Here is a 10,902-nt window from a genome sequence, read left to right on the forward strand (position 1 = left end):
CCACGGATGCACAACCGGACCAACGCCCCCCGCCCCGACACCGTCACCCGTTCCGCGGCAGTTGTTCTCGAATTCAAGCAACGGCATTGGCCGGGCACTTCGAAGTGGAACAAGATCGAGCACCGGCTGTTCTCACACATCACCATGAACTGGCGCGGACCGCCCCTGACCAGCCACGAGGTCGTCCTCAACACGATCGCAGCGACCATCACAACGGCAGGACTCCGGATCGAGGCCGCCCTCGACCACGGTTCCTACCCGACCGGCATCCAGGTCAGCCGAGAACAGCTGCAGGCTCTGCCGATCACCGCCCACGGCCAGCACGGGACCTGGAACTACAGCATCGCGCCGACCGGCGCCGACACCGCGGCCCCGGCCCCGCAGAGCGCCAACGAGCGCACCGCCGCCCGCACCCTGGCGCTGCGGGCATTGGCCGACGCCCGGCTGACCGGCATGACCGCCGGGGAACTGGACGCGCTGCGGGCCCGGCTGGCCCCCGAGCAGGAAGCCCGGGCCGAACAACGCCGCTACGTACTGCGCGGCGGCAGGCGCGTCGCCACCACCGGCCGCAACCGATCCCTGCTCTCGAACGCGGACGAGGTCCTGGTCACCGTGGTCTATCTGCGACAGGTCTGCCGCAGAAGGTGCTGTGCGACCTGCTCGGGATCAACCCGGTCACCATCGGGCAGGCCATCAAGGCCACCCGGCAACTGCTGGACGAACACAAGATCAGCATCAAACCGACCGTGGTGCGCTACTTCACCCACACCCAGGACCTGCGCGCCTTCATTGCGGAAGCCACCCCGGACCAGCACACGCCGACGGAGCCGACCCGCCACGCGCTCACCGCCCCGGCCCTGACCGGCATGAGCCGCCAGTCTCTGCACGTTCTGCTCGAAGAACTGATCGTGCCCTACGCGGCCGCGATCGAGAAACGTCGCCACCGACAGCGGGGCGGCGACCGCCGTCCCGGCACCCGCGGCGGCGTGTTCCGGCAGAAGATCACCGACGGCGATCGAATCCTCGCCACGATCCTCTACCGGCGCCGCATTTGCAGCCTCGATATCCTTGCTGAACTGTTCGGCGTCTGCCGCAGCACCCTGTGGAACGCGATCAACGACGTCCTACCCGTCCTTGACGACCACCATCTCGCCATCGCCCCCGCCGAGCACCGATACGCCACCGCAGCCGACCTTCTGGCCTCGACACGAGCACAGGACCTCGAAGCCCACCGTGTTGTTTCTTGACGACTTCAGTGGATCACGCACGTTTGGACCGTCGCCTTGGGCCAGGTCGCGGTGATGGCCTCCGGCAGGCCCTTCAAGCCATCGCAGCACACGATGCACACGTCCTCCACGCCGTGGTTGCGCAGTTCGGTCAGCACCGCCATCCACGTGGTTGCGCCCTCGCCGCCCTCGGCGCCGACCCATAGGCCCAGGACGTCCTTACGGCCGTCCATGTCCACCCCGACCGCGAGGTAGACCGGCTTCGAACTCACCGATCCGGCGCGGATCTTTCACCCACAGCGCGTCGATGTAGATGATCGGCCAGACCGCGTCCAGCGGCCGGTTCTGCCAAGCGACCAGCTCGTCCGCCACGGCGTCGGTGACCTTGCTGATCAGGTCCACGCTGACCTCGACGCCGTAGATACCGGCCAGGTGGGAGCGGATGTCGCCCACCGACATGCCGCGCGCGTACAGCGACAGGATCCGCTCGTTGAACCCCGCCAGCCGCCGTGCGTTCTTCGGGACCAGCTGCGGCTCGAACTGCCCGTTGCGGTCCCTCGGCACCGCAACCGTCACCGCCCCCACATCGGTCAGCACGGTCTTGGACGAGGTGCCGTTACGGCTGTTGCCCGAGCCACGGCCGGCCGGATCGTGCTTCTCGTAGCCCAGGTGCTCGGTCATCTCCGCGTCCAGGGCGCGTTCCGGCACGGCCTTGGTGACCTGGGTCAGCAGCCCGCCCTCGCCCAGCAGGGCCGCTCCCGAGGCCTCCGCGCGGTTCATCAACCGCTCGACGACCTCTTCCACCAACCGCTCATCGACCGGCTCGACGACCGGTCCTTCCTTCTCGCCCATGTCCTGTCCGTTCCAGCCAGCCAGAGCCCTCGACCAGGCCCCGGCCAGACTCCCAGATCACGGACTTACACGAACTTTCTGGCAAGCTCGGGCCTGGGGCTGCCGCCCGGTACCGAGGTGAGATTCGTGCGCCCAGAGCTGCACGCCGAGGTCGAGTTCCTGGAACTCACCGACCGAGGCCTACTCCGGCAGCCGGTATGGAGGGGACTGCGCGGCTGACCGCGCCACCCGGGCGGGGCCAGCGCCGCAGGCTGCTCCCCCATGGGCCGACGGACCGTACACAAGGCCGGGAAGGTCGGTACACCGCCGGTGTACCAGCGGTGTACGATCGTGGTATGGCTGATGCGACGATCAAGGTTTCCCCTGATACGCGTGACCGGCTGGCCGCTCTCGCGGCGGCCCGCGGTACCACGATTGGCGCCCAGGTGGCCCTGTTGGTGGAGGCGCAGCCCACCGCGGAGCAGATCGCGGAGCGCGTTGCCGAGGGCCGTCGGCTGCTGCGGGAGCACTTCGGGATGACGCTGACCGACACGGAGCTGGACGAGGGCCCGAACCTTCTGCAGCGGGTCTACGGCATCGCCGCGGAGGACGCGCGCGCCAAGGTCGCCCCTAGGCGCAGCGCGTGATCATTTTGGATTCCAGCGCTCTGTCCGCGCTGGCCGCCGGTCACCCGCGTCTGCACCGGATCGTGGATGCGGCTCTGCACAGCCCGTTCCAGCATCTGCTAGTCCCGGTACTGTGCCTGGTCGAGGCCGAAATCAAGGACGAGGGTGCTGCGCACGCGGTCCTGGCGCTGCCTGCGCTCGAGTTCGAGCCCCTGGACGCGACTACCGCCGTGCTGGTGGCGACCATGGTCCGCGACGGCTACGGGGGCCAGGACTTGGCGCACGCGATCGCCACGAGCCTGCCCACCCCGGTGCGTCCGCAGCAGCACCTGATCCTGACGGCCCGTCCGGAGCTGTATCCGCCCGGGATCGTCACCGTCGACATCGACGACCCCCGCCTGGAACCGTAGGTGCCACTGTCAGGAGCGTTAGGGGATGAGCTTCCCCCGGGCGATGGCGCGCGCATCCTTGCCGAGGAGATCCTGCCCGCCGTACTGCACGGGGCGGTAGCGCAGGAGCGGCCGGTGGTGGTGTTCGTGGCCGGGCAGGCCGGCAGCGGCAAGACCCTCGTCGTGGACCTGGTGCACGCCGCGCTCGCCGCCCGGGGCGGGGCGGGGCGAGTGGACCGCGATGTCTACAAGACCGTCCACCCCCACTACCCCCGGTTCCTCGCGGAGAACGTGCGTACCGCCGGGGTGCAGGTGCGCACGAACACCTACGGGTGGCAGGCGCAGGTGAGGCCCGGTTGCGGCAGGGCCGGTTCGACGCGGTGGTGGAGGCGCCGCTGGGCCGCCCCGAGGAGTTCCTGGCCGAGATCGCCGCCTACCGGCGGGCCGGCTACCGCGTCGAGATCGTGGCCCTGGCCGTGCCCGAGGCGCTCAGCCAGCTCGGCGTCCTGGACCGCTACCTGCGCTTGGCCCTGGAAGGCCGGGCCCGGTACGTGGCCTGGGACAACCACGACGCCTGCGCCGCCGCACTGGTCACCACGCTCGCCGCGGTGGAGGCCGGGCACCTGGCCGACAGGATCTTCGTCGTACGGCGCGGCACCAGGACCGTGCTGGCGAGCGTGTACGACAACGAGCTCGATTCGTGCGGGCGCTGGCTCCGCCCGGCCCGCGCCGCCGAGGCGGTCCTCGCCGAGCGCACGCGCCCGTGGGACGCGGTTCAGACCGGCCGGTTCCGTCGGCAGCTGGCCGCCTGCGACCGACGCGTGCACGACCCCCGGATCCCCGAGGACTGGGCGCTGGCAGCGGACCGCGACGCCGTACTGGCCGAACCGGTGCTCCGCACCGCCCAGCCGCTGAAGCAGGCACCCGGGGTCGACTACCACCGGCTGTCGGCGGACGAGCACCGCTTCATCTTCGAGGTGATCGTGCCGACCATGCTGGAGCCGGTCACCCCTCAGGACCAGCCCGTCGTGGTCTTCGTGGCCGGCCAGCCCGGCGCGGGCAAGACCAGAGCCGCCCGCCTGGTCCGGCGAGCCCTGCGCCGCCCGGTGCACTTGGTCGGCGGCGACTTCAAGGTCCTGCACCCGGACTACCTGCACCTGCTGCGCACCGATCCCCGCCGGGCCTCGGAGAAGATCCGCGCCGACTACCGGGCCTGGCAGGCCAAGGCCGAGGCGTACGTGCGCGAGCGGCGCGGGGACCTGCTCATCGAGACCACTCCGGCCGGCGCCGCCCAGTTCGCCGCCGCCAAGGTCTACCGCCGGGCCGGGTACCGAGTGGAGCTGCTGGTCTTGGCCGTGCGCGCGGCCGACTCCCGCCAGGGCACCGCCCATCGCTACGCCCAGGTGGCCCGACGGCGGCCTGCCCGCCCGGTTCAGCACCGCCGCCGGCCACGACGCGCACTTCCACGTCCTGCCCGAGGTCGCCGCGGCGATGTTGTAGTGGTGCAGGTGCTTCCCGCCGGCCGAGATGTTGCCCCAAGGCAGCCAGCCGCCCTTGATCCCGTGGCCTCGGCGCATGGGCGCTGGATCATCGCCGCAACTGCTTCCGTGCCGAGGTTCCGGCCCGACCACAGGCCCAGCAGGCGGAAGGTGCGTGCGGCCTCCGGGGCCAGCGCGCGGTAGCCGGAGTCGAAGGTTGCCCGTATGCCCAGGTGGCCGGCGGTCAGGCGGGCGAGCCGTCCTGGCCGCCGGCGCCGGCTGGGCATCGCCGCATACAACTCCATCCGAAAGGAGGACAGTTCAGCCAATGCCGACCGATGAGCGGCTGCATGGAGCACACTGGACACCGACGACCTCCCGGCCCGTTGTGAAACTCGACATCACACAGCGTGAACCGGAGGTCGTCACCGTTTCCGGCGAATCCCCATATGGGTGAACAGGTCAGCCATCGGGCGATCACGGAAGGTTAAAAGTCAAGCTTAAGGCAAGACCGCGAACTCCGGGTCTCCCACAGACTGCTCCTTGTCGGTAGGTGTTGTACCAGATCGCAGTCAACCGTGGGAGGGCTGCCGGCCCAGGGGGTATCGGCCCCTTGTCTGTCCGGCCGGATGGCCATCATGTCGGCGGCTCGGCCCGTCACCTGGTGACCATCGCGTCCCTGCCCAGTAGCCACCTTTTTGTGCGTACTGGGCAGCGACGTGCGGTGCGACGAGACTGGTGCCCAGAAGGACGAAGGGAGATGACAGCAGGTCAGGAGGCCGACGGCTCGACCTGTCCGGCCTGCTCGGCCGTCATGCGGTCGAGGCGCTCGTGGCCCAGGTCGGAGACCGGGCCGAGGGCGTCGGAGAGGCGGCGGCCGAAGTCGGTCAGGGAGTAGACCGTCTTCAGCGGAAGGACGTCGTGCACCTCGCGGTGCACCAGGCCGTCGGACTCCATCTCGCGAAGGGCCTGGGTGAGGACCTTCTCACTGAGGCCGGGCAGCCGTCGGCGGAGTTCGGCGGGGCGCTGCGGGCTGGCCTCCAGTAGCCAGAGCAGGGATGTCTTCCACTTGCCGTCGATCACGGCGATCGCGGCGGTCACCCCGCACACGTTCGGGTTCGCGGCCTGACTGCGCGTCATCTCTTCTCCCCTGGGTCGTCATTGTCCACCATCATGTCTACAGGAGATGAAGTATGCCCACCAACCACACCCAGCCCACCGTCACCGTGCTCGGCCTCGGGCCGATGGGACGTGCCCTGGCCGGTGCCTTCGTGGACGCGGGCGTCCGTACCACGGTCTGGAACCGCACCCCAGGCCGGGACGCCGCGCTGGTCGCCCGGGGCGTGGTGAGCGCGACCACGGCAGAGGAGGCCGTGGCGGCGAGCGAGCTGACCGTCATCTGCGTGGTGAACTACGACGCCTCGGACGCCGTGCTGCACCGTGAGGAAGTCGAGGCCGCGCTCAAGGGCCGGGCGGTGGTCAACCTGACCGCCGACTCGCCGGACCGGGCCCGGTCCACGGCCGCTTGGGCGGCGGAGCACGGCGTCGAGTACCTCGACGGCGCCATCATGACGCCGGCCCCGAGCATCGGCACGCCGGAGGCGGTCTTCATCCACAGCGGGCCGGTCGACCTCTACGAGCGGCACGCGCCGGTGCTGGCGGTGCTCGGCGGTACCCACACCCACCTTGGCGAGGAGATCGGCCGGGCGGCCGGCTTCGACATCGCGCTGCTGGACATCTTTTGGACGGCGATGGCCGGGTACGTGCACGCGCTGGCGCTGGCCAAGGCAGAGGGGATCAGCGGGCGAGAGCTGGCGCTGTTCGCCCAGGGGATCGGTGCGATCCTGCCCCCGCTGTTCGCGGAGTTCGCCGAGGACTTTGACAGCGGTAGCTATTCGGGCGCGATCAACCCGCTCACCTCGGGGGTCTCCACCATGGCCCACGTCGTGCACACCGCCGAGTCGCACGGCATCGAGTCCGGGGTAATGCGCGCGGCCGAGGGTCTGGTCCGCCGGACCATCGCCCTCGGCCACGGCGAGGACGGGGTGAGCCGCCTCGCCGAGGTGCTGGGCCGACGCTGAACACCGGCGCACCCGCGCGAACAGCAACCGCAAGGGCTCCGGACCCAACCTGCGACGGGCCCGGCCGATCGCGGCGGTCGTCGGCACCCGCTACGACCGCCGCCCAGCCCCGATTTCCTCGCCCAGCAGCCGTGCGACCTCCTCATAGCCCTGCCCGAAGAACAGGTACATCGCCAGCACGAAGCACCCGACCAACCGCGCCGGCAGCAGCCGACTGCGTTGCTCGGCCCGCCCGCTCTCGGCGACCACCTCATCAACCAGACCTGGCGGAAACGCCCCCAACACCCCGATCGCGATCCGGTCCGACAACCGCGCATCCGAAAACGACTTGACCTACCCCACCCTCGCCACACCAACCAACGAGACCAGAAGACCAAAGTCACCGGCATTGCGGCTAGGGCGCCGTACACGGGCGCAGCAACGCCCCCAGGAGGGCCAGGACGGCGACGCCGTGCAGTGCTCAGTGCCGAGCCGCGATCATGTCCCGTGTGGTCATGCTGAGACAAGGCCATCGCGTCACCTCTCAACGAGCGTCACTACTCGCAGAGTTGCGCGATGGCCGCCCCATGACCAGGGGCTATACCGAGATCACCGGTACACCACTCAGCGCGACACCATCTGGTAGTTCGTAGGTCGTCCGGGCCGAGCCGCGCGTCATCAACGCACCAGCCGGAGCCATGCATAGACCACGGTCAGACGGACGTCGTGTTGCACCCCGTGTTGCACCCTGCGGCGGGGGTGTGTTGCAGGTGCCGGCGGGCTGGGGGCGGCGGCGCGGTCAGTCGCCCAGGTGGCGGCGGAGGGCTGCTCGGCGGGCTTCGGCTTCCAGCTGGCCCTGGATGGTGGGCGCCCTGGTGGTTCCGTCACACTTCCAAGGTCACGAAACCACCGGGGTGCAGCCGAGATCGGACGGCGAACAGCACCAGGCCGAGCGGTCAGGACCGAACCGGGAGGACCGGGAGGACCGGGCCCGGGACGGGAAGGCCGGCGAGCAGCACCGGGACAGCCAGCAGCACCGAGCCGAGCGGTCAGGGCCGGACCGGAACGGCGCGACGGCGAGCCGGAACGGCGGGTAGCAGCGGGCCGGGGCAGGCGGCGGGCCGGCAGGCGTGGCGCAGCACCAGGCCGGGGCAGGCGGCGTCCTGATCGACGAGCAGCACGCCAACGGCACCAGGGACAGCCGAGCAGCACGACGGCGACCGGACGACGGCGCAACAGGGACGGCCGGAACGGTGGCGGCGGAACGGCGGCCAAGGACGGACGCAACGGGGACGGCGGGGCAGCAGCCGAGGACGGCGCAGCAGCAGCGACCGGCGGCCGGACGGCGGCGGCGGCGACGCGGCAGCCGAGACGGCGTCAGGACCGCGGCCGACCGACGCCGAAGCGCCGAGCAGCAAGACGACGACAGCAGCCCAGCAGCAGCGCAGCAGCGGCCGGACCACAGCGGCGCAGCGGCGCCGGGCCAGCAACGGCGACGCGCCAGCAGCAGCGGCCGGACCTCGGCGGCGGGCCGGACGACGGCGACGCGGCCGCCGAGACGGCGCAGCAGCAGCGGAGCAGCAGAATGGTGATGGTCGTCGACGCCGACCTGGACCACTGCGATGCTGACCGCCGTTCGCGTCGCAAACGCCCTCCTCGACGGACCAATACGTCTTCAGATGGCCTTTGCCCTGGGCCCAGTGGCGCTCACGCCGGCCGTGTTCGACAACGATGCAGTGTGGCGCGCGGTCCGTCTTTCCGAACACAGCGGTGGGCGCCGACGCTTCGAGGAGGCCGGTGCCGACCTCGGGCTGGTCCTGGAAGGCGGGCCGTACTGCACGCTCACGGGGTGCGACAGTGACGAACTGATCGTCGGGCGGTACACCTCCCTGGGATCTACGACAGCGATGCGGACGGCACCGCCCAGCTGCTGGTACGCCGACCTCGGGGGACCAGGCAGCTGACGGTGGGCGTCCTGTGCTCAGCCGCAGTCGGGGGTGAGGGAGCCGACTCGGCCGCCGTCGAGTTCGTGGTTGCCGAAGCCACTGACCTCCTGCTCGGCGCCGCCGAAGGTGGGCTGGTCGTTGAGGCGGACTATGCAGCCAAAGGTGTCGGGGATCGGGTTGCGGACCGACTTGGGGAAGATCGGCGGCTCAATATCGTCGAGTTCCCGGAGGTGGAACGACCCCTTGGTGACCTGGGCGTTCTCGGCGAGCAGGACACGGCCGGTCTGGTGCGGGCCCTCGAAGAGGCAGAAGTAGCCCTTGGGGCAGCCGGCTGCCGCCAAGCTCTCGGCGTGGGTGGCGGGTGCGGTGGCGGCGGCGAGGCCGATGGCGGCGGCGGACGTGAGGGCGACGCGGGTGAAGCGATGACGCACGGGGACTCCCGAGGGCAAGAAGGTGGTTACCGATTGTGTGTTCGGTATCACCGAATGCTAGGTGTTTCTTGATCGAACGATCGTCGCCACAGGCTGTATTCGGCCAACCGCCGTGACGGCAGAGGCAGGACGGCGCTACCGATGCACGCTGCGCACTGCCGGGACGGCCGGGGCCGCGGGGACGTCGGCGGCAAGGGCTGAAGGGTGTCAAAGCTCCGATCAGGCCGCTGAACTGGGGGTTTCCTGCGGGCTGCGAGGTGACTGGATCGGGGCGCCGTGGTACTCGTTGAAGGGTCCGCCGAGTATTCGACGGCGCCGAATGGCTGCGGTGGGCAACGGGATGATGTTGGGTTCGTCGTCTGGGGCCCGCAGCTCCAGGCTGCGGTGGGCGTGGCCGGTGTTGTAGTGCTCGGTGTACTCGGCGAGGACGGCGCGCAGATGCCGTTCGCCGGTGATGAGCAGTCGGTCGGTGCATTCGGCCCGCACTGTGCGTATCCACCGCTCCGCGAAGGCGTTCGAACGCGGGCTCTGCGGCGGCGTCGGGGTGACCTCGGTGTTGTTGCCGGCGAAGACGGCGTCGAGGGCGGCCGTGAACTTGAAATCGCGGCCCCGGATGAGGAATCGGAAGCCCCCGGCTCTGCCTCTCAGGTCCATCAGCAGGTTTCGGGCAAGCTGAGCCACCCACTCGCCGCTCGGATGGGCGGTGACGCCGAGGACGTGGACGCGCCGGGTCTTGATCTCCATGACGAAGAAGACGTACAGGCGTTTGAGGAGAACGGTGTCGACGTGCATGAAGTCGCAGGCCAGGAGCGTGTGGGCCTGCCGACGGAGGGAGGTGTGCCAGGTCTGCCGGAAGGCACGCCGCGGTGCGGGCGGCAATCCGGAGCGGCGCAGGACCCGGCGGATAGTGGCTGCGGCGACCCGGTGACCGAGTCGCCGCAGCTCACCCTGGATCCTGACGTACCCCCAGGTCGGGCTCTCGGTGACCAGGCGCTGGATGAGTGCGGCGAGTTCATCGGGCAACGGTGGTCGGCCGGGTCTGGCGGGTGGCTGGCGCCACTTCCAGCGGACCAGGCGCCGATGCCAGGCCAGCAGCGTGCCCGGATTGACCAGCCGGTGTCGGCGCAAGGCGGGCGGCAGATGGCGCGTGAGAGCGGAGAGTACGACGCGGTTCGCCCACGACATCCGTGGCCGCCCGACCTGGCGGCGGAGCAAGGCGACCTCGTGACACCGGGCGAGGATCTCGGCGTTTCTCGCAGCTGACGAGTGACCCAGTGGTGTCAGCCAGTCCAACACCCGGCAGAAGATCAAGTACAGCAGTCGCAGACCCACGAACCGCGATCATGCCCGTAAGGCGACCGCTTGCAAAGCCGCTGCTCAGCCACCGTACGGCAGTAAAGACACCCTTCAGGGCGACGCCGGACATCCCGCCTGGACGCATGCCCGAATCGCCCAAGTACGTCCGGTACGAGGCCGACTCGGGCGCACGCCCAGCCGGGCGCCCGACGCCGCTCGCTGGACTCACTTGGGGCGGCGGCCGGTGAGTTCCTGCCAGTGGTTGTAGGCCCTGTCCAGTTCGCGTCGGGCCTGCGGGATGCGAAGGTCGTTCTTCAGCTGGGCGGTGACCTGGTGCAGGTTCTGTTCGGCCCGGCGGCGGTTGCCGGTGTCGGCGGTGACGCGCTTCAGTACGGCTTCGACCTCGGGGATGAGGGCTCGGAGCCGTTGGAGAGCGGGTCCGGCGGTGCTACGCGACGCGGGCGGCGCGCCTGGGCGGCCGGCGGCGGCCGGAGGAGCCCTGGTCGTCGCGGCCGGTGGCGGCCCGGGTGTCGCCGGTGGCGTAGGCGGGGCGGTCGCGGCGGCCGCGACTCGTGGACGGGCCGCGGCGCGGCCGCTCGACGACGGGGTCGGGGATCAC

Annotated in this window: 14 protein-coding genes and 2 pseudogenes; 9 read left to right on the forward strand and 7 right to left on the reverse strand. The window is 70.3% G+C overall.

Annotated elements, in window-relative coordinates:
* Nucleotides 1-90: 90 nt before the first annotated feature.
* Nucleotides 91-351, forward strand: a pseudogene (locus tag ACH4E7_RS44215) (ISAzo13 family transposase); the annotation flags it as partial.
* A 293-nt stretch (nucleotides 352-644) separates the two neighbouring features.
* Entirely contained in the window at nucleotides 645-1,247 is a 603-nt protein-coding gene (locus tag ACH4E7_RS44220; RefSeq protein ID WP_396254899.1) for a hypothetical protein, read from the forward strand.
* A gap of 5 nt (nucleotides 1,248-1,252) precedes the next feature.
* Here ACH4E7_RS44220 and ACH4E7_RS44225 read toward each other — a convergent pair whose 3' ends face one another.
* Nucleotides 1,253-1,459 carry a transposase gene (locus tag ACH4E7_RS44225; RefSeq protein ID WP_396254886.1) on the reverse strand — a complete coding sequence of 69 codons (207 nt, stop codon included), beginning with the start codon at nucleotides 1,457-1,459 and terminating at the stop codon, nucleotides 1,253-1,255.
* Entirely contained in the window at nucleotides 1,446-2,078 is a 633-nt protein-coding gene (locus ACH4E7_RS44230) for a transposase (RefSeq protein WP_396254887.1), read from the reverse strand. The genes ACH4E7_RS44225 and ACH4E7_RS44230 overlap by 14 nt, the downstream gene beginning before the upstream one ends.
* 99 nt (nucleotides 2,079-2,177) lie before the next feature.
* Here ACH4E7_RS44230 and ACH4E7_RS44235 point away from each other — a divergent pair, with 99 nt between their 5' ends.
* From ACH4E7_RS44235 to ACH4E7_RS44255, 5 genes and pseudogenes are all read left to right on the forward strand, one after another.
* Nucleotides 2,178-2,297, forward strand: a complete 120-nt coding sequence (locus ACH4E7_RS44235; RefSeq protein ID WP_396254898.1) for a hypothetical protein — start codon at nucleotides 2,178-2,180, stop codon at nucleotides 2,295-2,297.
* Nucleotides 2,298-2,413: 116 nt separating this feature from the next.
* Entirely contained in the window at nucleotides 2,414-2,704 is a 291-nt protein-coding gene (locus ACH4E7_RS44240; RefSeq protein ID WP_396254888.1) for a hypothetical protein, read from the forward strand.
* Nucleotides 2,701-3,093, forward strand: a complete 393-nt coding sequence (locus tag ACH4E7_RS44245; protein WP_396254889.1) for a hypothetical protein — start codon at nucleotides 2,701-2,703, stop codon at nucleotides 3,091-3,093. The genes ACH4E7_RS44240 and ACH4E7_RS44245 overlap by 4 nt, the downstream gene beginning before the upstream one ends.
* Nucleotides 3,094-3,219: 126 nt before the next feature.
* Nucleotides 3,220-3,360, forward strand: a pseudogene (locus ACH4E7_RS44250) (zeta toxin family protein); the annotation flags it as partial.
* 44 nt (nucleotides 3,361-3,404) lie between these two features.
* A complete protein-coding gene (locus ACH4E7_RS44255) occupies nucleotides 3,405-4,754 on the forward strand; it encodes a zeta toxin family protein (protein WP_396254890.1) in 1,350 nt (449 codons plus the stop codon).
* 567 nt (nucleotides 4,755-5,321) lie between these two features.
* Here ACH4E7_RS44255 and ACH4E7_RS44260 read toward each other — a convergent pair.
* Nucleotides 5,322-5,690 carry a winged helix-turn-helix transcriptional regulator gene (locus ACH4E7_RS44260; protein WP_396254891.1) on the reverse strand — a complete coding sequence of 123 codons (369 nt, stop codon included), beginning with the start codon at nucleotides 5,688-5,690 and terminating at the stop codon, nucleotides 5,322-5,324.
* A gap of 53 nt (nucleotides 5,691-5,743) precedes the next feature.
* Between ACH4E7_RS44260 and ACH4E7_RS44265 the strand changes: the two genes are divergently transcribed.
* Nucleotides 5,744-6,631 carry an NAD(P)-dependent oxidoreductase gene (locus ACH4E7_RS44265; protein ID WP_396254892.1) on the forward strand — a complete coding sequence of 296 codons (888 nt, stop codon included), beginning with the start codon at nucleotides 5,744-5,746 and terminating at the stop codon, nucleotides 6,629-6,631.
* Between the two features lie 90 nt (nucleotides 6,632-6,721).
* On the opposite strand, the gene ACH4E7_RS44270 is transcribed toward ACH4E7_RS44265, so the two are convergent.
* Both ACH4E7_RS44270 and ACH4E7_RS44275 read right to left on the reverse strand, forming a co-directional pair.
* The gene (locus tag ACH4E7_RS44270; protein WP_396254893.1) at nucleotides 6,722-6,940 is read right to left on the reverse strand and encodes a transposase domain-containing protein; all 219 of its coding nucleotides are present in this window, start codon (nucleotides 6,938-6,940) and stop codon (nucleotides 6,722-6,724) included.
* Nucleotides 6,941-7,659: 719 nt separating this feature from the next.
* The gene (locus ACH4E7_RS44275; RefSeq protein WP_396254894.1) at nucleotides 7,660-7,791 is read right to left on the reverse strand and encodes a hypothetical protein; all 132 of its coding nucleotides are present in this window, start codon (nucleotides 7,789-7,791) and stop codon (nucleotides 7,660-7,662) included.
* A 441-nt stretch (nucleotides 7,792-8,232) separates the two neighbouring features.
* On the opposite strand from ACH4E7_RS44275, the gene ACH4E7_RS44280 reads away from it, so the two are divergent.
* Nucleotides 8,233-8,574, forward strand: a complete 342-nt coding sequence (locus tag ACH4E7_RS44280) for a hypothetical protein (RefSeq protein ID WP_396254895.1) — start codon at nucleotides 8,233-8,235, stop codon at nucleotides 8,572-8,574.
* Between the two features lie 17 nt (nucleotides 8,575-8,591).
* Here ACH4E7_RS44280 and ACH4E7_RS44285 read toward each other — a convergent pair whose 3' ends face one another.
* Nucleotides 8,592-8,987 (reverse strand): peptidase inhibitor family I36 protein, encoded by a 396-nt coding sequence (locus ACH4E7_RS44285; RefSeq protein ID WP_396254896.1) that lies wholly within the window; start codon nucleotides 8,985-8,987, stop codon nucleotides 8,592-8,594.
* Nucleotides 8,988-9,206: 219 nt separating this feature from the next.
* Nucleotides 9,207-10,319: an integrase core domain-containing protein gene (locus ACH4E7_RS44290; RefSeq protein ID WP_396254897.1), complete on the reverse strand. Its 1,113-nt coding sequence runs from the start codon at nucleotides 10,317-10,319 to the stop codon at nucleotides 9,207-9,209.
* Nucleotides 10,320-10,902: the final 583 nt, after the last annotated feature.

This window comes from Kitasatospora sp. NPDC018058, from assembly GCF_044327205.1.
Classification (GTDB): Bacteria; Actinomycetota; Actinomycetes; order Streptomycetales; family Streptomycetaceae; genus Kitasatospora.

Coding starts and splice junctions, on each gene's coding strand:
- ACH4E7_RS44240 (WP_396254888.1), top strand. CDS start 2,414: ATGGCTGATGCGACGATCAAGGTTTCCCCTGATACGCGTGACCGGCTG.
- ACH4E7_RS44265 (WP_396254892.1), top strand. CDS start 5,744: ATGCCCACCAACCACACCCAGCCCACCGTCACCGTGCTCGGCCTCGGG.
- ACH4E7_RS44280 (WP_396254895.1), top strand. CDS start 8,233: ATGCTGACCGCCGTTCGCGTCGCAAACGCCCTCCTCGACGGACCAATA.
- ACH4E7_RS44260 (WP_396254891.1), bottom strand. CDS start 5,690: ATGACGCGCAGTCAGGCCGCGAACCCGAACGTGTGCGGGGTGACCGCC.
- ACH4E7_RS44230 (WP_396254887.1), bottom strand. CDS start 2,078: ATGGGCGAGAAGGAAGGACCGGTCGTCGAGCCGGTCGATGAGCGGTTG.
- ACH4E7_RS44225 (WP_396254886.1), bottom strand. CDS start 1,459: ATGGACGGCCGTAAGGACGTCCTGGGCCTATGGGTCGGCGCCGAGGGC.